Here is a 25,191-nt window from a genome sequence, read left to right as displayed (position 1 = left end):
TGACTGCCCGAGTATAAACAAATTCTCTACGCCTTTTATCAAGAAAAAAACAAGGTCACCCTGTGGGCGCCTTGTTTTACATAATTTCTTCTTCAGTTGGTGTAGTGGATTCTTTTTCAGGGAGTTGTAGATAAATCGATTTTACTTGGTGATTATCGACTTCCATCACTTTGACCGTATAGTCTTCATAACGGAACTCTTGACCGCTCGACACTTCCGTATCTTGCGCCATCACCCAACCGCCGATTGTATCGATATCTTCTTCCTCGATTCCGAGGTTAAACCGTTCGTTCAAGTCATCGATTAGGACACGTCCAGAAATTCGATACAGTCGCTCATGAATTTGTTCGATGTCGGCTTTCTCATCTTTATCGAATTCATCACGAATCTCACCGACGATTTCTTCTAATATGTCTTCCATCGTGATGACACCGGCAGTACCACCATACTCATCGATGACTAAAGCCATCGGTGTTCGTTCGACTTGCATTTTCAACATCGCATCTTGCAAAGGTGAATACTCTGAAACAATCGGCAAATTATGCACGTAATAACTTAACGCCTTCCCTTTGTTTGCCATGTGATCAGTAAAGAGTTGCTTCGCATTGATGAAACCGAGGATTTTATCCTTGTCCCCTTCCTCTGCGACCGGATAGCGTGTGAACTGATATTCTTCGACAAGCGCGATGATTTCATCCATCGACGCATCATTGGAGATGGTAATCAAATCTGTTCGCGGCAACATGATGTCTTTTGCGATCCGTTCGTCAAAAGAAAAAATGTTCTGCATGTAAGACAGTTCCGTCTGGTTGATTTCACCACTCTTATAACTTTGTGTCATGATAATTTTAATTTCTTCTTCCGAGTGTGCTTCTTCATGCCCTGCCGGCTCTACACCGAACAAGCGCAGGAAGACTCGCGCTGATCCATTTAAAATCCAGATGAACGGCTTCATCACTTGACCAAACCAATAAAGGGGTGGTGCAAGCAACATCGTAATCGCTTCTGTTTTTTGGATTGCTAACGACTTTGGCGCTAACTCACCTAAAACAACATGAAGGAATGTGACGATTGAAAAGGCTAAGACAAACGAAACAATCGTAGAAATTGAATCAGGTAACGCAATCTCTGCGAAGAGCATTTCTAGGATTGCACCTACTGTCGACTCTCCTAGCCACCCTAGACCAAGTGCTGTCACCGTAATCCCTAATTGACACGCTGATAAATAATAATCGAGGTTTTCCAATAATTTTTTGGCAATGACCGCTGTTTTATTGCCCTCTGTAATCAATTGATCGATTCGAGACATCCGCATTTTCACGACCGAGAACTCTGCCGCTACAAAAAATGCTGTCAAAACAATTAATAATCCAATAATGAGAAGCCTGATAATAATCGTTGTTGTGTCGAATGTCTCCATTGCATGTGTACTGTCCAATCGTTTCCCCAAGAGAAGGGGATTCACCTCCATTTAATTAAGCTCAGCTTGAGCTTTTGCATAAAAAAGAAGCTTTTATAAAAATAAGCTTCTCCTCTTTTTTATATTCATACTATAACGGAACTTACACTAAATGTGTACTTGAAGCAACCTTTGCTTTTAGGTCAAACAATGTACAACATAAAGACGACAATCATTAAGAGCATGGCAATCCCTTTTAATAATGCACTTGATAAAATGCCTAAAACCGTTCCGATACCAATCGACATTGATTCATTCCACGTCTTTTTACTGATGATTTTTTCTGTTAAGATTGCGAAAACAAACGGGAAAATCAACAGACCCACACCAGGAATAATGAACGGTCCTGCAATCAATCCGACTGTCGTTGCAATTTTAGCCGCACGTGATCCACCACGCCGATCGACTGTGTAAGAACTTACTAAATAGTCGAGCGTGAATAATAAAATGATAAATACCGACTGAATGAGCCAAAAACTAATCGTTAACTCGGTAAACCCGAAACCAAATCCATATATCAAAAAACCGACGATGAGTAACGGTGCACTTGGAATGATTGGATAAACAAGTCCTACAAAACTAGCTATGAAACAGACCGCAATCAGAATCCAAAGTAAAATCGTCATACATATCTCCCACTTTCTTTGTTCTCTCCTCCTAATTTACGCGCAAGGCACGAATTAAGTTTCAAGCAAGCGCTTTTTCTAAGACCTTTTCCAGATGCACACGATCCCAGTCATTTAAAGAAGACCAATCCAATTCTGAACAAACGAACGGGATAAACGTTTGAATCGTTGCCCGATGTTCGGACAAGGCATTTCGTTTCGCGCTCTCGAGTGACTCTAGCATCGTTGCAAGCACAGAAATATCTTCTTGTCCGTAGTGTCGCAGTTGATAAAACGTCTCGTATAGTAATTCCGAGAAAGTAACGCGTTTAACGATGACAGAGCCTTCGCCGCCGATTAACAGACTGCCATCCGGAAGCATCGCAAAATTGCGTAGCAGGTCACCGATTTGTCGAAGCGCGTGTCGCGCCGTATTCGGGTCGTTAATCCCCGGAGAAATTGCGCGTAACCCGACTTCAGATAACTTTTGGATGACAAACGTAAAATCTTGCACGGAAGAACGTGTTGGTCCAATGATGATTCCTGATTCCACACCTTCTTCGTTTGCAGTACCAATCGCTTGTCCTTGTGTCACATAACTCCCAATCGTGACATCGACTTGAATATTCATTCCTTCTTTCGCCAATGCACCGTAATCAAGCAATTGCAAGTAACCAGACTCTGACGCGACGATTGGATATTGTAGCGAATCATAACCATCAGAAATAAAATGATGTTTTTCCGCTTTCAAATTATCAATTTGTTCCTCTATCAATTGAATGCCTTCCCGGTGCAAACGATCCAGTAATGTCGTCACACGAATCGATTGGCTAACGATATGGATGAAAGCAACGAAAGCAATGATTGAAATTAAGACGACGAGAACAGCAACGGCAGAAGCAACGACACTTCCTCGTAAAGAAGGACGGACGAAAAACAACATCGTAATCGAATACGTAACTGCCCCGATAAAGATTCCGAAAATATGTTGAACTTGTCGATTTTCGATGAAGTTCGGTAATGTTCGTGGTGAGAACTGTGATGAATAGGTCGTCAAGACGACTAAGATTGTCGAGAAGGTAAACGTCATCATCGTCAACAAACCAGCAAAGACAGAACTATGAATCGTTCTTCCTAAATCGAGCGTTGTTTTCCAATCATCCGGAAAGTAGTTTTTTAAATATAAATCAGTCGCGAGGACACATGCCGTCAACAAGGCACCACCTACCCCATATAACAAGGGCCACCACCAGTTTGTCTCTTGATAAATCAGCTTCAATCGCTTCATCAACCCAACTCCATTCTTGATATATTGCTATATTTTTTAATTCCTGTTTCTTCATCTAGTGAAACCTTTATCATTCTTCTTTTTCAATAAAAGCTGAGTCACTTTATTTTGTGAAAGTGTCAGATTGTGTTTTACTTCTTTTCATAACGTGAATAACTTAATTGTTATCAAAAAGAATTGGAGATGAAAAGTCATGCAACAGACAAACGAGAACGTTCTGAAAACTGATTTCACAAAAATCTTCATCGATGGTCAGTGGCGCAAAGGCGCAAGTGACAGCAACATGGAAAATACGAATCCTTTCACAGGGGAAACACTATTTGAAATTTCAGCTGCAAACAATGACGATTTGGACGAAGCTTATCAAGCAGCGAAAATCGCTCAAAAAGAGTGGGCAAAAACACCGGCTCTTAAACGCCAAGGATTGATTGAACAGTTCTTGAAAGTCATGTACGAAGAAAAAGAAACAATCATCGATTGGTTAATTAAAGAATCAGGTAGTACACGAATTAAAGCTGAAGGTGAATTCCTTGCTTCCGTTTTAATCGTTAAAGAAGCAGCAACGTTCCCACTTCGGATGCATGGTGAAATTCGCCCATCTGTCGTACCAGGCAAAGAAAATCGCATCTACCGCAAAGCGCTCGGCGTTATCGGCGTTATCAGCCCTTGGAACTTCCCATTCCACTTAGCGGTCCGCTCGATCGCAACGGCAATCGCAATCGGGAATGCAGTCGTCGTCAAACCAGCGACTGATACACCCGTCTCAGGTGGGTTAATCTTCGCAAGCCTGTTTGAAAAAGCCGGTCTTCCAAAAGGTGTCTTGAACGTCATCGTCGGTCGCGGTTCTGAAATCGGCGATTCAATCGTTGAACACCCAGTTCCTCGTTTAATCTCATTCACAGGTTCTACTGAAGTTGGTCGCCATATCGGTGAACTTGCTGGGAAACACCTGAAGAAAACTGCATTGGAACTCGGTGGTAACAATGTCTTCGTCGTTCTTGACGATGCTGATCTCGATCGTGCCGTCGAATCTGCTGTCTACAGCAAATTCTACCACCAAGGTCAGATTTGTATGTCAACGAACCGAATTCTTGTCGCAGATTCGATTCATGATGAATTCGTTGAAAAATACGTCGCTCGTGTTAAAGAACTACAATTCGGCGATCCATCAAAAGACCGTACACAAGTCGGTCCATTGATTAATCAATCACAAGTCGATCGTATTATGGAAGATATCGAAAAAACAAAAGCTGCAGGTGCTACAGTTCGTGTCGGTGGTGAAGCAAACGGGAATGTCATCGCACCAACGGTCGTGACTGGTGTAACGAACGATATGCCACTCGCTAAAAACGAAATCTTCGGACCTGTCGCAGTCATCATCCCGTTCAAAGATGGCGAACATGCGCTTGAACTCGCAAACTCACTCCCATACGGGTTAAGCGGTGCCGTTCATGGTTCTTCAATTGAACGCGCGACTGAATTTGCGCTTCAAGTTGAAACAGGAATGATTCACATCAATGACCAGTCCGTCAACGATGAACCACATATGCCGTTCGGTGGCGAAAAAGACTCAGGTCTTGGTCGTTTCAACGGTGAATGGGTACTCGAAGAGTTCTCAACGGTTCAATGGGTATCTGTCATGCACGAACGTCGCCAATACAAACCATTCTTCGAATAAAATAAAAAATGCGGGCATTGCCCGCATTTTTTTACATACTATCTAAAAGGAGTGTTCATAATGCCACTATTACGTTTTGATGTGATTGAAGGACGAAATGAAGAAGAATTAAAGGTGCTCCTCGATACAGCGCATGATGCGATGGTCGAAGCTTTTGATGTACCGGAACGCGATCGTTACCAAATCGTTCACACGCATAAAGAACACGAGATGATTATTCAAGATACAGGACTCGGTTTCGAACGGACACGAAACCTTGTTTTGATTAGTGTCACGAGTAAATCGCGGACACAGGAGAAAAAACAAAAACTCTATCGCTTACTCGCGGAACGACTTGAAGCAAACTGCGGTCTCGCACCAAGTGACTTGATGGTGTCAATCGTTGAAAACGACGCCGCTGACTGGAGTTTCGGAATGGGCGAGGCACAATTCTTAACCGGAAAGTTGTAAATTCCAAATACCTTATTTCATCAAAAAAGCCCTAATTCCTAAAATGGAATTAGGTCAACGTGTAGACAAACTCTTATGAAGCGTGAACATGTTATAACAAGAGGCAATCCGTTCGCGCTTTCCTGTCTCGCCTCGTCTTTAAAGCGGCAATCTTCCGCGCCACTACAGCAAAACTGCAGGGTCGCGACCGATTGCTTTTCGCTTCATAAGCGATGCGAGACGGATTGCGCTCTAAACCGTCTGCATGACTGGATTTCCGTCACGCTATTCCCTAAAAAGCGTCACGTTTCGTTGACTCCTACGGGGAAAGCAACGAAAAAGACGCTTGATTTCCCGATAGCACATTGTCTACAAGTTGGCCTAATTCCTAAAAGGAAATTAGGTCTTTTTACTTGTATGAATCATCCATCTCAACCGTTCGCATGTAAAATCAGAGACCGCTCTCAATCAACCGTTTCTTCATCATTCTCTCGTTCTTTTGGATTCTCTCGCTGCAGCGGTGCTTTCCAACTAAACGTTTCCGGAACAAAGTCGAGTCCACCCGGGTGGAACGGTTGGCAACGTAACAGGCGACGTGTCGTCAAGTATCCACCTTTCATGGCACCATGCTGTTCAATTGCTTCTTTTCCGTAATGCGAGCACGTCGGATAAAAGCGACATGTCGCCGGCTTCATCGGAGAAATCACTTTTTGATAGAAATGAATGCCACCAAGCATAACTTTTTTCATAATACTTCACCCTCTTTTTTTCATTTTAACGCATTCCTGCACTTATATCAGTTTAGATGATCTATAGTTAAATCCATTACTACTAAAAGGATGTGTTTCATATGAAGGCTCTTACGTTCAGTTCATTCGGAGACTCCTCCGTCCTCACGTATCAAGAAGTTCCTGCTCCCATTATCCAATCTCACGAGGTCTTAATTGAAATGAAAGCAATCGGTCTTAATTTTGCTGACATCTACCGCCGAAAAGGTAATTATCACTTAGAAGGAGCCGCTCCCTACATTTTAGGATATGAGGGTGCTGGTATCATCACTCAGATCGGGGAAGACGTTTCCGGACTTAACGTCGGTCAGCGTGTTGCCTTTGCCGATGTACCGAATGCGAACGCAGAACAGGTTGCCGCTCCATCCGACCGTGTCATCCCGCTTCCCGATGAAATCTCTTTTGAAGTCGGTGCTTCCCTGCTCCTACAAGGATTGACAGCCCATTACCTGACACGTGACAGCTACGCGATTCAACCACGCGATCTTGTTTTGATTCACGCAGCAGCTGGAGGTGTCGGACAACTGCTGACTCAAATCGTTCATTCGCATGGAGCCGTTCCAATCGGGCTGACCTCTTCCGAAGAAAAAGCACTCATCGCAAAAGAAAATGGTTGCGAAGAAGTTTTTCTTTATTCGGACGACTGGGTTGAGCAAATTCTGACAGTAACGAATAATCGTGGTGTCGATGTCGTCTATGAATCCATTGGTACAACATTAATGAACAGTTTTGACGTCACAAAAGTAAGAGGAACCGTCGTGTTTTACGGAATGGCCGGTGGAGATCCCGTCGCAGTCGACCCCCGCTTTTTAATGGATACATCAAAAACACTTACAGGCGGTGATTTGTGGAATGTTCTCACATCACGTGAAGAGCGGATTCGACGGGCGGGTGAGCTGTTCAGTTGGGTGATTTCAAATCAGCTCCATGTATCTGATCCAACTTCATTCCCACTCGCTGAGGGAGCATGTGCCCATGACTATCTTGAGAGTCGAAAAAGTACAGGGAAAATCCTCTTGATTCCTTAAAGACGCTCGTTTTTTGAAGCACGTCTCATTTTTTCCTACATTAAATATTATCTCTTTTAAAATCAATCACAGTCAGTCATTACAAAATAGTAAAGATTTGATTAAATGAATTGCTTTCTATTCTGAAAGAGAGTAAAGTAAATCTCATCAAAACCGAAAACTCAAATAAGTTTTAAGTTTTCAAAAGGGGATTTATATTCATGTTTCGCTCAGAATGGAAAAAATTAAAAAGCCCGATGATGGTGATTGTCATCTTGGCAATCATTCTTGTTCCCTTTCTTTACAACTCCATTTTCCTATCTGCATTTTGGGACCCGTACGGTCAGACAGAAGATATTAAAGTGGCCATCGTAAATGAAGACAAGACGATCAAGTATGAAGGTGAAAAAATTGATATCGGGGATCAATTCATCAAAAAATTAAAAAAGAACGATGACTTTGATTGGCAGTTTCTTTCAAGTAAAGAAGCCGAAAAACAGTTACGTTCCGGGGATATCTATATGACGGTCGTCATTCCAAAAAACTTTTCAAAGAATGCGACAACCTTACTCGATGAACATCCTAAAAAAATTGAACTCGAGTATTATTTGAACCCTGCGAAGAACTACTCAGGGACACAGATTTCAAGTAATGCCGCTAAACAGTTAAATGAAAAAATTCGAAAATCCGTAACGAAACAATACAGCAGTGCCATCTTCGGAGCCCTTAAAAAAATCGCGCAAGGTCTTGAAGATGCCTCAGAAGGTTCATCGAAGCTTGAAGATGGTGCCAACAAAACGACAGACGGTGCCAAAACGCTTACGACGAATCTCGGCAAACTGACAGATGGTACAAACGACTTGTCAACGAACTTAGCCAAGGCAGCGGATGGTTCGTCTCAACTCTCGACAGGTCTCAACACACTTAACGATGGTGCTCAGACGCTCGCTGAGAAATCTGGTGAGTTATCGAGTGGTCTGAACCAACTGGATGACAACAGCGGTAAACTCATTAAAGGATCAACTGACCTGCAAGCTGGCTCTACTCAACTTCGTCAAGGTCTTGAATCGGCTTCTGCCGGATCAACTCAACTGCGTCAAGGTATTGAGAGTGCTTCTGCTGGTGCATCAGAGTTAGATAGCAATCTTCCGAAATTCAATGCCGGACTCAATCAACTGAATGAAAAAGCACAGGAAGTGGATGCGACGATTACAAACTTGAACAGTGCCGCTGCAACTTTAAAACAAGATTTAAGCGCTCGGCGTGAAGCAATTGAAGCTAATGTCGCGACAATCAAGGGGGTCATTTCTTCTTCTGAGAATTTATCGGAAGAAGAAAAAAGTACGTTACTTGAATCGATCGCGACGATGGAACAGAATGTTCAGAGTCTCGCGCAACAAGAAACGGCTCTCGATGCTAGTCTTGCTGCTGCCAACAATGCGACAGATAAAATTAATCAGTTAGCAGTCGGTGGACAAAACATCGCATCTGCCGTCTCGCAACTTGATGATGGTCTAGTAAAATTACTTTCAGGCGCAAAAGATTTGGAACAAGGTCAAAACAAACTGCTTTCAGGTGCAAAAGACTTGGAACAAGGTCAAACTGATTTCAACCAAGGTTTAACGACGTATACAGATGGTGTTCATAAAGCAGCTGACGGTAGTACACAGTTAACTGCCGGCGCCCAAAAAATTGCGACTGGTACAAACGATGCCAGTACGGCAATGGGAAGCCTGAACTCAGGACTTGGTCAACTGACAGACGGTGCGGTAGCACTCTCATCTGGGGCCGGTCAATTGACAGACGGTGCTTCACGTTTAGCAGATGGTAACTCCAAACTCGCTGACGGAGCAAAAACGTTGAAAGATGAGCTTGGAAAAGGTGCAAAAGATGCGACGGTCAAACCTTCGAACGATCGCGACAACATGCTCGCTGAGCCTGTCGTATTAAAAGAACATGACTACTCGACCGTTAGTAACTACGGTTCCGGACTGTCTGCTTATATCTTAAGTATCGCGTTATTCGCAGGCGCATTGATGTTCTCTTCGGTCTACCAAATTCGTCCAGCACACGGAGAGACGTTATCATGGCGCTTCCTCGTTGGTAAACTTTCATTGATTTTACCAATCGGTGCATTGCAAGGGGTTGCCGCCGCGACCGCTATCGTTTACGTCCTCGATTCGACTGTCGCGAGTGTTCCGGCCCTTTATGGCTTCGCCGCCTTGACCGGGATGACGTTCATTACCTTGCTATTCGCTTTGACGATGTTATTTGGCCGCGTTGGACAATTCGCAGCGTTCCTGCTATTACTCCTTCAAATCGGTGGTAGTGGTGGTACGTTCCCAGTCGAAATGACACCAAGCTTCTTCCAGTATATTCACCCGTTCCTACCGATGACGTATTCAGTCAGTGGGTTCCGTGAAGCACTTGGACTCGGTGTCACAGATGCTCTTGCTTCTAATAGTCTAGTCCTCGGATCGATTCTAGCCGGAGCGTTAGTACTTGTCTTCGTAGGTGCTTTAAGCGCTAAACGTATTTTGCTTTCGACGAAAGCGAGAAAATCACATGACGCAGCATGAAAAAGAACAAGTCATCCTAAACGCGGCAATGGATTGTTTCTCTGAACTCGGTTATAAAGGAACGACGATTGAACGAGTTGCAAAGCGGGCCCATGTTGGAAAACCCACTGTTTATCAGCTGTTCGAAAGTAAGCTTGATTTGTTTGAATCTCTTGTAACCTTCGTGTTACAAGAGATGCGAACTGAAGCTGAGAATGCTTACGTCGAAGGTGCAAGCGTGGAAGACAATAAACAGGCGATGATCGATGCAATCGTTAATCATCAGCAGCAACATTTATTCATCTTAAAAATTACAGAAGAGACGCACAACTTAAAACTACAAGAGATGCAGGAGTTACGGACCCGCATTGAAAAACATGTTGTTGACTATATTAAAAACTTACTCGAAACACGCCTCGAGCTAGATGTCAGTTCCTCTGGAATCCCGATTGATGTAACAGCGTTTCTACTGTTTCGAACGTATATCGCTTTGATTGCCGAATGGCCATTGATCGGCGATGAGCTTGACCTAAAAATCATCAGTCAAGCCATGCTCAAGCTACTGTAACCAAAAAGAATGACTTCTCCTGTTAAGGAAGAGTCATTCTTTTTTTGTCTAGTACCGCTTTCTTACTGGCATGCCGTTTGACTAAATGGTATGTCTTTTTCATCGTCCTGAACAAGAAAACATTTTGATACAGCTTCTTCACCCAATCCCACCTATTCTTATCTCTCTTCGTTTGATTCGAAATGAATCAATGATTCCCTTTTACAGAACCCCTTTATTTTGAGTTTAATCGTATACTTAAACTATCTTGCTTGAATGGAGTGTTACCCTGTATGCAATCGTATATGCTTCTCCCGCTTTATCTCTTGGTTCTGCTTGTCTACGTCATCATTTCACTGATTGATATGTGGAAATCCTATACGGCAACCAGCAACTCGTCGGACTTCCTGTTTTTCATCTTGACGCTAGTCGCACTGTTTGCAGGCTTTCTGCTTGCTCCAGTCCTGTCGTTACTTTTTCAATGGAAACGCAACCGACTCAAACGAAATATCGGGCTCGTTCTCTTCTTGATTCTCATCATCGCATACATTGCCCGATTTTTTATTTCTTAAATCAAGGCAGCGTCGTTTTTGAACGATGCTGCCTTTTTATTTTTTCATCAGCTTCTTCCCCCTAAAAACAATTTCCGTAACAACTCTTTTGACGGCATGTCTGACGCATTAAATGATTCGAGGTACGCCGCGTCATCATACGGTACATCCATAAATTCTACGTCCCAGTTCTCACTATCTCCTGACACGACCGCAAATGGTGCGATTGCCTCCGGTTGGCACCCTAACGCTCCCGGATTCACATATGTCGTTCCGTTTACTTGAACGAACTGTCGCGGATGGTGATGCCCAAAACAAATCAGGGTGGCACTCGTATCAGCAAATAACTGCGGAAGTGTTTCTTTATTACCATCAACCGTCGGACGAAGCGGTTCTTCTCCAATCATTGCCTGCACGTCCCGATAGGCATAATGCGTGAACAGGATGCGCCGTGATTCAACTACTTTTGAGATTGTCCGCGGCAGTCGCCCTAAAAAAACTCGATTTTCTGCCGTTAATTGATTCGCAACCCAACTGTGATGTGCTTTCGCATGAAGATAACTGTCCGGATACCGTTCCTCATTCAATAATGCCAAGACATTTTCATCATGATTTCCACTGATTGTCCGAATTTTTTTATCACTTCGAATCAAGTCAATCACTTCATTGGTTTGCGCACCAATTCCGACCAAATCACCGAGGCAGTAAATCGTCTCGATTTCTTGATCCCGGTGGAGTATGGCAAGGACCGCTTCTAAGGCTGACGCATTGCCGTGAATATCTGTAATAAGTGCAAATTTCATGTAACCGCCTCCATTCCAGGTTTACTAACGTTTCTTCTTCCTTTCCTCTTTTAAGCTGAAAGTGAACTGAAAAATAAATTGTCAGAAAATATTGATTATTCATTTAATGCATGTTAGGCTTAGAAAAATTCAAGCGAGAGGAGCACGACACGATGTACCTTCCACAAATTGCGGGCCGACTGATTATTCTATGCACGAGGGACTGAAAACTTTTCCGAGATTTTCCGGAATCGATTTTTGGGCCCTCCTTTCGATGCATCGAATGAGGCGCCCGCACTATTCATGGCGCCTATCCAGTTAACGGATAGGTTTTTTTAATGGAAAAATAGAGAGGATGAAGAAGAGTGAAGGATTATGCGATGGATCGAATGGTAAAGGTATCAGCCGGGATGGCGAATGCAGTGCTCGTTACACTTGGCGTGGGCTTATTGATTGAGACGTTCGGAAACTTATTACATATCGAAATGTTACTGACGATTGGCGGCATCGCAAAAGTTTTACTTGCCCCGGCGCTCGGTGCCGGCATCGCCTATCAACTTGGTGGTAATACGCTCGTTCTCTTCAGCGCAATGATTGCGGCAACAATCGGTGGTGCTGCCCTCCAGCCGACTGAAGCCGGTCTCGTCTTAATTCCCGGTCAACCGATCAGTGCGTTGATTGCTGCAGCCGTCGCTGTTTATGTCGGAAAACGAATGACAGGCAAAACGAAGTTCGACATGATGGTGATTCCAATGTGTGCCGTACTTGCAGGAGGCATCACTGGTCTTGGTGCTGCTGCCGTAACGACACCCTTACTTACAAAATTCAGTGCAATGGTCACATCTTCTGTCGAAACATCGCCAATCGCGACTTCACTCGTCATCGCACTCATCTTTAGCGTAATTTTAATGTCTCCTGCTTCATCTGCAGCACTCGCCATTGCGCTTCAGCTTGATCCCGTCGCAAGTGCCGCTGCGCTTATCGGCTGTTCCGCACAATTCGTCGGTTTTACTTTGATGGCCTATCGCCAAACCGATCCCGGCGGTTTGATTGCCTCGTTCTTCGTGACACCAAAAGTTCAGTTTCCGAATATCGTCAAGAATCCGCGAATTGTAGCCGCACCGTTTTTAGCAGCTATGATCTCAGCGCCGGTCGCAACACTCGTGTTGTCATTAAAAGTTCCATATGAGTTAGCTGGACTTGGATTGAACTCGATGATTGCGCCACTCAATATTTTCGTCAATCAAGGGTTTAACGCGTTCGCCGTCTTCGTTGTTACAGGCATTCTCTTACCCGGCGTCCTCACATTCGTCTTCTACCGGGCGACAACATTGTTCGGTTGGACAAAAGTCGGCGATCTCCACCTTGAAATCCAATAAAGTATAAGCTATTCCCGTTCAATTAAGGGAATAGCTTTTTTAACGACAAAAAAAAACTCGCTCATCAAAAGATGAACGAGTTTTCGGTATGATTCTGACTGGGCTCGAACCAGCGACCTCTACCCTGTCAAGGTAGCGCTCTCCCAGCTGAGCTACAGAATCATGATATCGTGTTGCTGGGTATGTCTTTATTATATCAGCATATCGAAAAGTGTAAAGTGTTTTTTCTAACTTTTTCATAAAAATTAAACCGTTTTAAAGTTGCAGCCCTTTAAACCGTCGTCTAGTATGTAATTAAGCACATACAAAAATAAAGGAGGGACATCTTTTGAACTTTTTAACACGTTTTAGCTTAAAAAACTCTGTCGCTGTATTTATCATCGCTATTCTTTTAGTGTTAGGCGGGGTCTATTCATTTACCCAACTCAAGGTCGACCAGTTTCCTGAAATCGAATTCCCGCAAATTTCAGTTGAAGCCGTTTATCCTGGTGCATCCCCTGAGGATGTCGATCAACAAGTCGTCTCAAAACTCGAAACCGCTCTCAAAGGGATTGAGGGGTCAACAAAAATTTCGAGTTCTGCGTACGAAAGCATCGGGATCATCAATATTGAATTCCCGTTTGATACCGACATGGACCAAGTCGAGCAACAAATCGATGCGGCGATCCAGGATGCAAACTTACCTGAAGAAGCAAGTACTAAATTAAACCGCTTCTCCTTTGGTTCGTTCCCCATCTATAATATCTCCTTCTTTAGCAAAGACGGAGAAGACATTGAATCACTATTAAAAGATCAAATTGAGCCAGAATTGAACAAAATCCCAGGTATCAACAGCGTTTCGGTCGGCGGTTACAAAGATGACCTCGTCCAAATTACCGTTGATAAAAAGAAGGCGACCGCAGCCGGTCTGTCGCTCTCAAGTATTAAAGATCAAATCAATGCCAAATACGTCTCCTTCCCATCTGGACAACTTGCGGAAGGTGATTCCAAGATTCCAATTCGTGTCGAAGAAAAACTTGAAAATCTCGACAAAATCAAAAATCTACAATTAACATCGTCCATCGGTACCGCAGCTGCTCCAACAGGACCACCTACTGGTGCTACCGGAGGAACAGGTGCACCAACTGAAGCAACTGGTCAGGAGGCACCTCAAGAACCAGCAGAATCGATTCGTTTAAAAGATATTGCGGACATTGAATCCGTCTCAAAACAGAGCGAAAAAACGCGTTATAACTTGAAAGATTCACTCTCGATGGCAATCACAAAAAAACAGGATGCCAACACAGTTGAAATCGCTGATCAAGTCACAAAAATTCTCAACAAATATGAGGATCAAATCGATTATACAATCGGGATTGATTCAGCAAAAGATATCGAAGAGTCCGTTTCGACACTCGTCAAAGAAGGTCTTCTCGGTGCTCTATTCGCTTCGATTGCTGTACTTCTGTTCTTACGTAATATTCGTGCGACCATCATCGCAATTATCTCGATTCCACTTTCACTATTGATTGCTGCGATCTTCTTGAACTGGCAGGACATTTCACTGAACATCATGACCCTTGGTGGGATGGCTGTCGCGGTCGGTCGGGTCGTCGATGACAGTATCGTCGTCATCGAGAATATTTTCCGAAGGGTCCGCAAGTCAGAACAAGGGATGACTAATGAAGTCATCGAACAGTCGACGAAGGAAATCTTAAAAGCGATTACTTCATCGACATTAACGACCGTTGTCGTGTTCTTACCCATCGGATTCGTTGGTGGAATTACTGGTAAGTTCTTCTTACCATTCGCTTTAACCATCATCTTCTCGCTACTCGCTTCATTGCTCGTCGCGATTACGATTGTTCCGATTTTAGCGAAGTTTGCATTCAAAAAGGTTCCGGCGGAAGAAAAAGAAGGCGTCCTCCAACGCTGGTACGGGACATTGATTGAAAAATCATTATCCCATAAAGCGATTATCTTGATTGTCTCTTTCTTACTCCTCGGTGGATCACTCGCCATCGTACCGCAACTTGGCTTTACGTTTATTCCGAATGAAGCTTCTAAAACATTGACAGCATCGCTTGAGCTTCCGGCTGCGACATCACTTGAAAAAACAAGTGACGTCTCACTGAAGATGGAAGAGATGTTTGACGATGAAGAAGCGATTGACGATGTGACGACGTCTGTCGGAGCGCGTGACTTCACGACAGGTCTTCGTCTCGATAATAAGGCAAGTTACTTCCTTAACTTAAAAGCAGATGCTGATGTCGAAAAAACAATCAAGTCACTTGAATCACAAATGGATGAGATTGCAGCCGCAGACGATGTTGATGCTAAAATCAGCATCGCCGAACTTTCGACTGGTGGTCCTCCTTCGAACAATAACGTGGACATCGATTTGTTCTCGAATGATCTCGAAGCGCTCCAAACAGCAGCAAAATTAGTCGAAGACAATATGAAAGAAAACCGTGATTTAAAATATGTTACAAATAACTTTAGTGAAAAACAAAAGCAATTCCTCGTTGAAATTGATACAGAGAAAGCAAGCGACCTCGGTCTCTCTGGTTTCCAAATTCTCGGTACCGTCAATGACCAAACGAAACCGGTCACGGTCGGCACGTTGACACTCGACGATAAGGAACAAGACGTTCAATTGTCTTATGCAAAAGAGTTAACATCACGTGAAGATCTTGAAGATGTTCAATTGTTCTCAGCGACAGGTCCGGTTCCTTTAAAAGATGTCGCTACAGTCAAAGCGGTCGATACGTTCACATCGGTTCAGAAACTCGATGGAAAAGTCTACGCACGTGTCTCAGGACAAGTTAAAGGCGATAACGTCCAAACGGTTTCGAGTGACGTTAAAGCAGATGTCGAGAAAATTGAGTTACCCGATGGTGTATCTCTCACCAGTGGTGGCGGTAATGATGATACGGTCGAAATCTTCCAGTCACTCGGAATCGCAATCGTCGTTGCGATTGGTCTCGTCTACTTGACGATGCTGATTACGTTCGGCAAGGCGCGTATCCCATTCATCATCTTGTCATCGCTCATTTTCGTACCAATCGGTTCACTCGTCACACTCTTCTTAGCGAACGAACCATTGTCCGTCAGTGTCATGATCGGATTCTTAATGTTGATCGGTATCGTAACGACGAACGCAATCGTTCTCGTCGATCGTATCGGACAAAATGTCACCCGTGGATTACCAATTCGTGAATCGCTCATCGAAGCTGGTAAAACACGTCTCCGTCCAATCTTGATGACGGCATTCGCAACAATTATGGCGCTCGTTCCACTTGCTCTGACGACTTCGTCCGGAACGCTGATTTCAAAAGGTCTTGCGTTGACGGTTATCGGTGGGTTAACGACTTCAACACTCTTAACGTTAATCATCGTACCTGTCGTCTATGAGTTATTCTTCTTCAAAAAGATCAAAAAAGAACGTAAAGCGTAACGAAAAACCCTTCTCGCCTGTGCGAGAAGGGTTTTTTAGTGTGTACAGATAACAATACGAATCCTCTTCCTTTTCCGTTGCCTTCCTCGGGTGAAGCGGTCTTTCCGAGTGGAAGAAAGCACGGCTCTTTGTTTCGTCACTTCTTTATTTTTCAAGGTATTCATCGGTCCGTTCAATCGTTCCGTTATGTTTTGCGACTAGGCCATCCAAAACTGATGGTTCAAATTCCTCACCAATCGCGATCACTCCTGTCTTCCCGGGTGGTATGACCCCTAACGTCCGTTTAAACGTCTCTTGAATCGCTTGGTTTTCTTTCAATTCTTTTGATCCACCAATCAGCATACCAGTCATCGAACCGAGGAGAATCCCGAACGGTCCGCCTAATATCCCGACTGCCATCCCAATCAGTGAACCTTTAAACGCTTTATTCGAACCACTTAAATCAACGGCATCCTCAAACGAAAATGCTCCATTCTCGCTTCGTTTAATGATCGCGACTTGCTCAAAATCCACTTGCCCATTCGCATGATACTTCTTCAGTTCACTGAACACTTGATACGATGTTGATTCTTCTTCAAACGTTAACGTAATGATATGATGCTTTTCATCTTTTTTAGCCACAGCTTCCACCTCTTTCATACCAGACGGACCGATACAACTGAACGACGAAGCATACATCAAGTATTTACCATTTTTATATCCATATGAAACCTTTTAGCAGACTTTAGACGATTGAAATTCTATAACTTTGGGTAAATTAACATGTACGTGCTTTTTCTAAATAATGAATCATGTAAGGGGCGAATCTGTGATGTCAATTTTAGATTATGCCTTCATCCTCGTATCACTGTTTTGGCTACTCGAATTGTTTCTCTTTCGAAATCGTCAAAAAGAATCATCTCCATATGCAGAACAACGTAGTTTCTACTTAATTTTCATAACGTTGTCTCTCACAATTATTTTCTCGTTGCTATTCAGTCGAACAGACCAAAGTCTCCCTCGACAAATTATCGGACTAGGTTGTTTAGGAGGCGGAGTCTTTTTACGTTACTGGGGCATTCTCCACCTAAAGAACCAATTTACACGGCACGTTACGGTAAATACGGGTGACCGTCTTGTCAGTACGGGACCGTATCGGACATTACGCCACCCACTTTACACTGGACTATTGTTTATCACGATCGGTTTCCCGTTATTTTTCGCCAATTGGATCGTTACGATTGTTGCCGGTCTTGTGATGTTCTTTATGTTGCGCCACCGGATTCGAATTGAAGAAACGTTACTCACAGCCGGTTTTGGTCCAGCTTATACAGAATGGGCGACGACACGAAAACGTTTGATTCCTTTCATTTATTAAATTCTAAGGAGAAGTGATTCTATTGAAAAAACAAGCAGTGGTTGTCGGAGCAGGTTTAGCAGGAATGTCAGCAGCGATCCGTCTTGCAGGAGACGGTTATGCCGTCACGATGCTCGAGCAGAACGGCAATGTCGGTGGGAAGTTGAATCAACGAAGCGGGAAAGGATTTACGTTTGATACAGGTCCTTCTATCTTAACGATGCCTTGGGTCCTCGAACAACTTTTCTCAAGCGTGCATCGTCGCCTCGAAGACTACTTAGAAATTGAACGGATCGAACCTCAATGGCGGACGTTTTTCGAAGACGGGACAGAACTCGACGTCAAAGGTGACTTACCTGGCATGCTCGATGAATTTAAAAAAGTTTCGGATCAAGCCGATTTTGTTGAACTCTTCGGTTACTCTAAAAAAATGTATGACCTGTGTTTAGATAGCTTTTATAAATATAGTCTTGAAGACTTAAAAGATTTAAAGAAATACCATACGATGTCCGAGTTACTTAAGATGGATCCGTTGAATACAGTTGCGAGTGGGACAAAAAAACATTTGAATAACAAACATCTCGAGCAATTGTTTAATTACATGGTGATGTATGTCGGTTCCAATCCATACGAAGCACCTGCCGTCTTCAACCAAATGATTTATGTCCAAATGGGAATTGGCATCTATTACGTCAAAGGCGGTATGTACAAGATTGCCGAAGCGATGCAAGCATTGCTTGACGAATTGCGTGTCACTGTTCACGTCAACACGCCGGTCGAACGTGTCGTCGTCGAAGGAAAACGCGCAGTCGGAGTCGAGGCGAAAGACGGTACGTTTTACCCGGCTGATGTCGTCGTCTCGAATCTCGAAGTCATTCCGACTTATCAAAACCTTGTTCCGGACAAAAAAGCAGGCAAACAAGCGAAAAAGTTAAATGATTCGTTTGTTCCTTCTGTTTCTGGTCTCGTCTTGTTACTCGGAGTCAACCGTGAATACGAATCATTAAAACATCATAATTTCTTCTTCTCGGAAGATCCAGAACGCGAATTTGCACAAATGTTCAAGGATGGTGTACCACCTGAAGATCCAACGATTTACGTTGGTGTCTCGTCGAAATCTGACGATTCACAGGCACCGGAAGGAAAAGACAATCTATTCGTTTTGACGCACGTTCCTCCCCTTACGAAAAACCCCGCTGGTAAAACGGATTGGGATGCGTATCGCGAAGTCGTCCTCGACAAACTTGAACGGATGGGGCTAGACGGTTTACGCGATTCGATTGAATTCGAATATCGTTTTACACCGGAAGACTTACAATCACTCTATGGACCGAATGGCGGTTCGATTTACGGTGTCGCTGCAGATCGGAAAAAGAACGGCGGCTTTAAGATTCCTTCGAAAAGTGACCTGTACGAGGGACTTTACTTCGTCGGTGGTTCGACGCACCCAGGTGGCGGTGTGCCGATGGTCACATTGTCCGGCCAACTGACGGCAGACTTGATTAAGAAACATGAAGGCGCCGTCAACGTTTAAGTGTGACCCTATACAAAAGAGGCAGTGATTTCCGGTACGTACACGGAAGTCACTGCCTCTTTTAGTTCACCTTGTTACTTGCCGACTTCCGCTATAGCATTCGCCTTCGAAGTCGAGTCGGTACACCGCTGGCATCGGTAACGTTTGCCAAAAGGCATAGTCATACTGCGCATCAAAATGCTGCATCAATAAGGCCATGATGTTTCCATGCGTTCCGATGACAAGCACCTCTTTTTGATGTGTCCGCAGTAACTCGATCGTACTCGCAACGACACGTTCTGTCGCCACTTGATTCGACTCACCACCGTACGGATTATCATCCGGATGTTCCCAAACGACACGGACTGCTTCTTGAAAATCAGCCAAGGCCCCTGGAGCGAGCACTCGCTCCGCGAAATTTGACTGTTCCTTAACAGCGAGCCCCCGATTTGCTGCTAAAGGTTGAACTGTTTCACGTGCTCGCTTGTATGGACTCGTATACACATGATCTACTGCAATATTTTGAAACACTGAAACTAATGCTTCGGCATCTTGCTTTCCTTTCGTCGATAACGGCCGATTTCGTTCATCGGTCGAATACGTCGAATGCGCATGGCGCACGAGATAGATAGTCGTCATGATATTCCCCCCTTATGTTGACCAATCCGGGTAATCAGTTAACCGATAACCGATTCCCCGAACCGTCTCTAAATACCGATCAATCGGAAATCCCGCGTCACGCAATTTTTCTCGGACATGCCGAATATGCGAATCGACGGTTCGAGGTTCAAGCATGTTTTCATAACCCCAAACAGATTCCAATAAACGTTCCCGCGAAAGAATCGTGTTCTTGGCATGTAGCAGTTTTCCGAGTAACTGAAATTCTTTTTTCGTAAGCAAAATTCGCTGGCCCTCGTATTCACAGCGATAGGCAGCAGAATCATACTGAAGACCATGAAAATTAATTTCTCCATTTCGAGACTTCCCGATTAACAATTCGATTCGAGCAAGCAGCTCCCCTTCTTGAATCGGTTTCGAAACATAGTCATCTGCGCCGACTTCGTGACCACGCAAAACATCTTCTCGTTGATTTCGGGCTGTCACCATAATGATTGGAAAATCAGCGAACTGCCGGATATTTTGACATAATTTCCAACCATCGACTTTTGGCATCATGACATCCAGTAATGCTAAATCAATCGGAACCGTTTGAACGATTTGTAAGGCTTTTTCTGCTGATTCAGCTAAAAAACAGGTGTGTCCATAGGGCTTTAAATATAACTGAAGTAACTGCCGCATGCGGGCTTCATCATCCACGATCAATATCCGTGCCATCTTTGTTACACCTCCCATTGGACAGTTACTGTCGTCCCTTGATTTTTTTGACTCTTAATCTCTAAGCTAGCCCCATGCGCTTTGACGATGGCACTCGCAATCGCTAAACCAATCCCTGCACCTCCATAATGACGAGATCGTGAAGGTTCGCTTCGATATAATCGTTCTTGGACTCGTTTGATATCTTCTTCTGCTATCCCAATCCCCGTATCTCGAACCGCAAAAAAGGGCCCACCTGAATTTCTACCATAATTGATTTCAATTGATCCAGTTTCTGTATATTTCCGTGCGTTATCAAGAAGATTCAATACGACTTGACCGAGACGAACGTCATCTCCTTCAATCGTTACAGCGTCACCCATGACCGTTAGTGTTAATCCTTCCGCTTCAATCGCGGGACGAACTTTCTCGACAAGTGATGGAATGAGTTGCTCAAGTGATACCGGTAACCGTTTAATCAAGAATTCATTTTCATCTAAACGTGCTAATAGAAGAAGTTGCTCAATTAATTCCGTCACCTGCGTGCTTTCCTCTTGAATAATCTTAATATACGAAGCTTTTTCAGATTCTGTTAAATCAGGTCGGCTTAAGATATCCGCATAACCTTTCATATAAGTTAACGGTGTTCTCAATTCATGGGAAACATTTGCTAAAAATTCGGTACGTTCCCGATTCAGAAGATCGAGATCTTTCGCAAGTTTTGTAATCGAACGTGCCAACGCGCCTAGTTCGTCTTGCCGTTCGACCGGCAAATCAGCAGACAAGTTCCCTCTACCAAGTTCTGCCGTCGCTCGTTCCATTTCGATTAAAGGACGTGAAATCACCCGCGTAAAGAACCAAACAACAAAGACCGTCAAGACGAGTGCGACGATTCCCATTCGTATAAATTGCCGGGTTAACGGATCAACTACTCGTTGTATTAAATCTGCCTGGGCGAACATGAACACATGACCTACATGTTTTCCCGATACAGTGATCGGGCTATCTGTCATCAAATAGTGCCCTTTCGTCTCAGATGGATTAACAATCCGACTGTTTTGCTGGTATGTAAAGTCGGTATGGACAAGTTTTTGTCGCATCTCATTCGTCAGTCGGTCAGATGTACTTTTGATTTGTCCATATTGATCGGTCACGACAACCGTGAACTCGGACGTCGATTCCATCAAACTGACATGATGAATCGTCTGTTCCGTAAAAGATTGCTCGAGTACGTCGCGATGCGTATCTCCCCGATTCAACAGACCTAACATGACTTCATCCGAACGATCTTCGACAAGATTCAAGTACAAAGCACCAAACAAAATACCTCCAGTCACTAAAAAAGCACTCAAAAATAGTACTCCGATATAGTGCGATATGCGTTTCAAGTCATCCCTCCTCATACCGTGCTCTTCTTGTTCATTATAAACATCAATTGATTTTAGACTCCAACTGAACGGTACAGGATGCAGAAATGTCACGCTTTCTGCACGGTTTCTGCACGAATAATGGGTAAAGTAATCGTGTCATCACATTATACAGGGGGAATTTTCAAATGAAGAAAACAATCGTAACAGGTCTTGCCTTATCGACGTCCTTATTGCTTGGTGCATGTGGGAATGAACAAGATAAAGAAGCAAACCACAATGACATGCAGAGTGAAATGCAGGACGATTCACATGAAGGAATGATGCATTCGAGTGACGGGGATTTACCAGATGGTATTAAAAAAGCAGCAAATCCTAAATTCGAGGTCGGCTCAACAGCAATCATGTCGTCGAAGCATATGAAAGGGATGGATGGAGCGGAAGCGACAATTGCCGGTGCATTTGATACGACCGTTTATGCCGTGAGCTTCACACCAACAGATGGCGGAAAGAAAGTGACCAATCATAAATGGGTCGTCCAGGAAGAGTTAACACCAGTCCCCTCTTCTCCACTTAAAAAAGGTGACACGACGACAATTGATGCTGACCATATGACTGGTATGAATGGCGCTAAAGCAACAATCGATGATGCTGAACAAACAACCGTCTACATGGTTGACTTCAAACCGACGACTGGCGGCGACACTGTCAAAAATCACAAGTGGGTGACAGAAGACGAACTTCAAGCAAACGAATAAACTAAAAAAGTCCCGTTCATCAACTGATGAACGGGACTTTTGGTATGATTCTGACTGGGCTCGAACCAGCGACCTCTACCCTGTCAAGGTAGCGCTCTCCCAGCTGAGCTACAGAATCATGATGCAGTACGTTATGTACTTGCTAGGACATTTATTAATATAGCAAGAAACTAAACAGCTGGCAAGTAGTTTCCGTAAAAAAAATAAATTTTTCATAAAAAAACAGTCGGGCTGACTCAAAAAGAAATCACCTTTCTTTTTACGCGTTTTTTTTGCAAGCGTCGCGTGAAGCTAGTGATTCCTTTTAAACAAGATGAGTGTGGCACATGTTTACTTTTGAGTCAGCCCCTTGTTTTTATAATATTGTTGTCACTTGATCGACTGGTAAACGAAGTGCCGGGCGTTTTTTCGCATTTTCAACGGCTTTACCGACAGCAATCAACATAACAGGAACAAAACGTTCTTCTGTGATGAACGTATCAGCGAATACTTGATGATCGAAACCGCCCATCGCAAGCGTCGAGAGCCCTTTCGCTTCTGCCACAAGCATCAACTGCATCGCAGCTAAGCTGGCATTCGACATTGCCGCGTCACGGCCGTATGCAGCACTTTGGTAAGCACCTTCTACTTGCCCTTTGATTGAGTCAAATAACTCTTCCGTCATGCCGCCCGCTTCGACAGCGGGTCCGTAGACCGGATTGTAATTACGGTTTGCCTGCGTATCACCCAGCACGGCGATGACGACTGAAGAAGACGTGATGGCTGGTTGATTGTAAGCAATCGGTGCGAGCTGTTGTTTCGCTTCTTCTGAGTGGAAGGCGATGAAATGCCAATGTTGTAAGTTCCAAGCACTTGGTGCAGCTGTTGTTAATTCGATTAATTCTTTTACATCCGTTTCAGTTAATGTAAATGACGCATCATAATGACGAACAGAACGTCGTTCATTCAATGTTTGCAATGTTTCTGAAAAAGTTTGGTTCATGATGTAATCCCCCTTAATAGTATCTAATTTACTTTGATATCGTATCATCCTGTTTCTCGACTGTCATATGACAAGACTTATTTAACTTCATCTGTTATAAAACAAATATTGACTTTCATTATCTGTACTAATACAATGAGGTTATATAAACAACGTTGTATACACATTGATCACCATTAGGAGGAGATACAAATGGAACAGCCACTTTACCAAGAGACATCTGCTGAATTTTATCGTCAACTCCCTGCAAAAACTTGTGCTACCTGTGGAAAAGAGATGGATGAACAATGCGAATCTTACCAGTCCGAATGTACGGATTGCACAGTCACTGAACAATAAGTGAGCAATAACAAAGAGGACAAACAGATCCAAACGGGTCTGCTTGTCCTCTTTTTCATATTTAATTTAAATCAAATATCATCTGTTTTAATCTAACTTACTGAGTCATAATTTGAAAAATCTTACTCAGTTATCTTTTTGTAACATATTTGTTACAAATGAAACAGACAAAATGTTACAGTTAACCTATACGATTTTCTGCAAAGGAGCTATAACAGCGATGGATTCATACAACACTGGAAATCCGATTGGTCTTGGACCACGAAAACGACATTCTAAGAACAAATTTCTTCGCAAGCTATCGATTTTATTCACCTTACTTTTACTTTCTGTCGGTGGATTCATCGCCTATCAATACATCAAGCCGAAACAACAGCTCGCTACTGTAACGGTCACAACGCTCGGACAAGTCCCTGTTGCTAACATGGAAAAATCCCGGGTCGATCAATGGAATGGTGTGACAAAAAAAGTCGCCTATTTAACGTTTGAGGATGGCCCTAGCGCCTTAACCACAGACATTTTAAATGAACTGGCGCAACAACAAGTCAAAGCTACTTTCTTTTTCATCGGAAGCAACATCGACGCCCAGCCGACGCTTGTAAAAGATGCCGCAACAGCAGGACATTACATCGGGCTGCATAGCGAGACCCATGACTATGAAACGCTCTATAAGAAAAAACAATATGTCAAAGAGATGCTGAGCGTCCAAAAAAAGATTAATCAGTTAACGGGACATTCGCCTCTTCTGACGCGTCCTCCGTATGGCTCGTCTCCCGGTATTTCAAAAACGATCGCGAATGATGTGGCGTCTGCGAATCTACGTGTCTGGGACTGGTCGATTGATTCGATGGATTGGTATTACAAAGACAGTGCAAAAGAAGTCGCAAAAACTGTCATCGACCGGGCAGAAGATCCCTTCGAAATTATTTTATTACATGAACAACCACAAACGTTACGCGCACTTCCGGCAATCGTTGCCGGTTTAAAGAAAAAAGGCTATCAGTTTTCGATTTATGATGAAGACTTCCATATTCCGTTTAATTTTGTTCAGCAATCCAATCTATAAGGAGTTTCG

23 protein-coding genes and 2 tRNA genes are annotated in these 25,191 nt (G+C 43.6%); 13 read left to right on the top strand and 12 right to left on the bottom strand.

What is annotated here, in order from left to right:
* Positions 1 to 76: 76 nt before the first annotated feature.
* The 3 genes from AC0VYQ_RS02905 to AC0VYQ_RS02895 form a co-directional block, all read right to left on the bottom strand.
* Entirely contained in the window at positions 77 to 1,420 is a 1,344-nt protein-coding gene (locus AC0VYQ_RS02905) for a hemolysin family protein (protein WP_214893861.1), read from the bottom strand.
* A gap of 182 nt (positions 1,421 to 1,602) precedes the next feature.
* Positions 1,603 to 2,085, bottom strand: coding sequence for a DUF456 domain-containing protein (locus tag AC0VYQ_RS02900; protein ID WP_214893785.1), 483 nt, complete (start codon positions 2,083 to 2,085; stop codon positions 1,603 to 1,605).
* Positions 2,086 to 2,146: 61 nt separating this feature from the next.
* Complete coding sequence (locus tag AC0VYQ_RS02895) at positions 2,147 to 3,352, bottom strand: DUF2254 domain-containing protein (protein WP_214893784.1); 1,206 nt, start codon at positions 3,350 to 3,352, stop codon at positions 2,147 to 2,149.
* A 193-nt stretch (positions 3,353 to 3,545) separates the two neighbouring features.
* On the opposite strand from AC0VYQ_RS02895, the gene AC0VYQ_RS02890 reads away from it, so the two are divergent.
* On the top strand, positions 3,546 to 5,030 hold the full coding sequence (locus AC0VYQ_RS02890) for an aldehyde dehydrogenase family protein (RefSeq protein WP_475404217.1): 1,485 nt from the start codon (positions 3,546 to 3,548) through the stop codon (positions 5,028 to 5,030).
* Positions 5,031 to 5,090: 60 nt separating this feature from the next.
* Entirely contained in the window at positions 5,091 to 5,480 is a 390-nt protein-coding gene (locus AC0VYQ_RS02885) for a tautomerase family protein (protein ID WP_088836339.1), read from the top strand.
* Positions 5,481 to 5,923: 443 nt separating this feature from the next.
* Here the strand turns inward: AC0VYQ_RS02885 and yidD are convergent, their stop codons facing one another.
* Positions 5,924 to 6,208, bottom strand: coding sequence for a membrane protein insertion efficiency factor YidD (gene yidD / locus AC0VYQ_RS02880; protein ID WP_088836338.1), 285 nt, complete (start codon positions 6,206 to 6,208; stop codon positions 5,924 to 5,926).
* A 101-nt stretch (positions 6,209 to 6,309) separates the two neighbouring features.
* Here yidD and AC0VYQ_RS02875 point away from each other — a divergent pair, with 101 nt between their 5' ends.
* From AC0VYQ_RS02875 to AC0VYQ_RS02860, 4 genes are all read left to right on the top strand, one after another.
* Positions 6,310 to 7,275, top strand: a complete 966-nt coding sequence (locus AC0VYQ_RS02875; RefSeq protein ID WP_475404216.1) for a quinone oxidoreductase family protein — start codon at positions 6,310 to 6,312, stop codon at positions 7,273 to 7,275.
* Positions 7,276 to 7,475: 200 nt separating this feature from the next.
* Positions 7,476 to 9,833 (top strand): YhgE/Pip domain-containing protein, encoded by a 2,358-nt coding sequence (locus AC0VYQ_RS02870; RefSeq protein WP_214845868.1) that lies wholly within the window; start codon positions 7,476 to 7,478, stop codon positions 9,831 to 9,833.
* Positions 9,820 to 10,380 (top strand): TetR/AcrR family transcriptional regulator, encoded by a 561-nt coding sequence (locus AC0VYQ_RS02865; RefSeq protein ID WP_214802488.1) that lies wholly within the window; start codon positions 9,820 to 9,822, stop codon positions 10,378 to 10,380. The genes AC0VYQ_RS02870 and AC0VYQ_RS02865 overlap by 14 nt, the downstream gene beginning before the upstream one ends.
* Before the next feature lie 272 nt (positions 10,381 to 10,652).
* A complete protein-coding gene (locus tag AC0VYQ_RS02860; RefSeq protein WP_214845867.1) occupies positions 10,653 to 10,931 on the top strand; it encodes a hypothetical protein in 279 nt (92 codons plus the stop codon).
* 47 nt (positions 10,932 to 10,978) lie between these two features.
* On the opposite strand, the gene AC0VYQ_RS02855 is transcribed toward AC0VYQ_RS02860, so the two are convergent.
* Positions 10,979 to 11,713, bottom strand: coding sequence for a metallophosphoesterase family protein (locus tag AC0VYQ_RS02855; protein ID WP_475404215.1), 735 nt, complete (start codon positions 11,711 to 11,713; stop codon positions 10,979 to 10,981).
* A gap of 359 nt (positions 11,714 to 12,072) precedes the next feature.
* Between AC0VYQ_RS02855 and AC0VYQ_RS02850 the strand changes: the two genes are divergently transcribed.
* On the top strand, positions 12,073 to 13,071 hold the full coding sequence (locus AC0VYQ_RS02850) for a PTS sugar transporter subunit IIC (protein WP_214802563.1): 999 nt from the start codon (positions 12,073 to 12,075) through the stop codon (positions 13,069 to 13,071).
* Between the two features lie 89 nt (positions 13,072 to 13,160).
* Here the strand turns inward: AC0VYQ_RS02850 and AC0VYQ_RS02845 are convergent.
* Positions 13,161 to 13,233, bottom strand: a tRNA-Val gene (locus AC0VYQ_RS02845).
* 166 nt (positions 13,234 to 13,399) lie between these two features.
* On the opposite strand from AC0VYQ_RS02845, the gene AC0VYQ_RS02840 reads away from it, so the two are divergent.
* Positions 13,400 to 16,507, top strand: a complete 3,108-nt coding sequence (locus AC0VYQ_RS02840; RefSeq protein ID WP_475404214.1) for an efflux RND transporter permease subunit — start codon at positions 13,400 to 13,402, stop codon at positions 16,505 to 16,507.
* A 144-nt stretch (positions 16,508 to 16,651) separates the two neighbouring features.
* Here AC0VYQ_RS02840 and AC0VYQ_RS02835 read toward each other — a convergent pair whose 3' ends face one another.
* A complete protein-coding gene (locus AC0VYQ_RS02835) occupies positions 16,652 to 17,128 on the bottom strand; it encodes a DUF456 domain-containing protein (protein WP_088836332.1) in 477 nt (158 codons plus the stop codon).
* Positions 17,129 to 17,318: 190 nt separating this feature from the next.
* Here AC0VYQ_RS02835 and AC0VYQ_RS02830 point away from each other — a divergent pair, with 190 nt between their 5' ends.
* Positions 17,319 to 17,864, top strand: coding sequence for a methyltransferase family protein (locus AC0VYQ_RS02830; protein WP_475404213.1), 546 nt, complete (start codon positions 17,319 to 17,321; stop codon positions 17,862 to 17,864).
* 22 nt (positions 17,865 to 17,886) lie between these two features.
* Positions 17,887 to 19,377 (top strand): phytoene desaturase family protein, encoded by a 1,491-nt coding sequence (locus AC0VYQ_RS02825; RefSeq protein ID WP_475404212.1) that lies wholly within the window; start codon positions 17,887 to 17,889, stop codon positions 19,375 to 19,377.
* Between the two features lie 66 nt (positions 19,378 to 19,443).
* Here the strand turns inward: AC0VYQ_RS02825 and AC0VYQ_RS02820 are convergent, their stop codons facing one another.
* From AC0VYQ_RS02820 to AC0VYQ_RS02810, 3 genes are read right to left on the bottom strand one after another with little or no spacing between them, the layout of a single operon-like run.
* Positions 19,444 to 19,995, bottom strand: a complete 552-nt coding sequence (locus tag AC0VYQ_RS02820; protein WP_475404211.1) for a histidine phosphatase family protein — start codon at positions 19,993 to 19,995, stop codon at positions 19,444 to 19,446.
* Between the two features lie 12 nt (positions 19,996 to 20,007).
* Positions 20,008 to 20,691 (bottom strand): response regulator transcription factor, encoded by a 684-nt coding sequence (locus AC0VYQ_RS02815; RefSeq protein ID WP_475404210.1) that lies wholly within the window; start codon positions 20,689 to 20,691, stop codon positions 20,008 to 20,010.
* Positions 20,692 to 20,696: 5 nt separating this feature from the next.
* Complete coding sequence (locus AC0VYQ_RS02810) at positions 20,697 to 22,058, bottom strand: sensor histidine kinase (protein WP_475404209.1); 1,362 nt, start codon at positions 22,056 to 22,058, stop codon at positions 20,697 to 20,699.
* Positions 22,059 to 22,225: 167 nt separating this feature from the next.
* Here AC0VYQ_RS02810 and AC0VYQ_RS02805 point away from each other — a divergent pair, with 167 nt between their 5' ends.
* Positions 22,226 to 22,795 (top strand): YdhK family protein, encoded by a 570-nt coding sequence (locus AC0VYQ_RS02805; protein ID WP_475404208.1) that lies wholly within the window; start codon positions 22,226 to 22,228, stop codon positions 22,793 to 22,795.
* A 45-nt stretch (positions 22,796 to 22,840) separates the two neighbouring features.
* Here AC0VYQ_RS02805 and AC0VYQ_RS02800 read toward each other — a convergent pair.
* Positions 22,841 to 22,913: transfer RNA gene (locus AC0VYQ_RS02800), tRNA-Val, on the bottom strand.
* Positions 22,914 to 23,150: 237 nt separating this feature from the next.
* A complete protein-coding gene (locus tag AC0VYQ_RS02795) occupies positions 23,151 to 23,777 on the bottom strand; it encodes a nitroreductase family protein (RefSeq protein WP_475404207.1) in 627 nt (208 codons plus the stop codon).
* A gap of 192 nt (positions 23,778 to 23,969) precedes the next feature.
* On the opposite strand from AC0VYQ_RS02795, the gene yhfH reads away from it, so the two are divergent.
* Entirely contained in the window at positions 23,970 to 24,116 is a 147-nt protein-coding gene (gene yhfH, locus AC0VYQ_RS02790; protein WP_084157661.1) for a protein YhfH, read from the top strand.
* Between the two features lie 220 nt (positions 24,117 to 24,336).
* Complete coding sequence (locus AC0VYQ_RS02785; protein WP_084157660.1) at positions 24,337 to 25,182, top strand: polysaccharide deacetylase family protein; 846 nt, start codon at positions 24,337 to 24,339, stop codon at positions 25,180 to 25,182.
* Positions 25,183 to 25,191: the final 9 nt, after the last annotated feature.

This window comes from Exiguobacterium sp. QJM3NY_9 (assembly GCF_056173545.1).
Note: the sequence above shows the minus strand (reverse complement) of the source record. Positions and strands in the feature narration are given on the sequence as shown.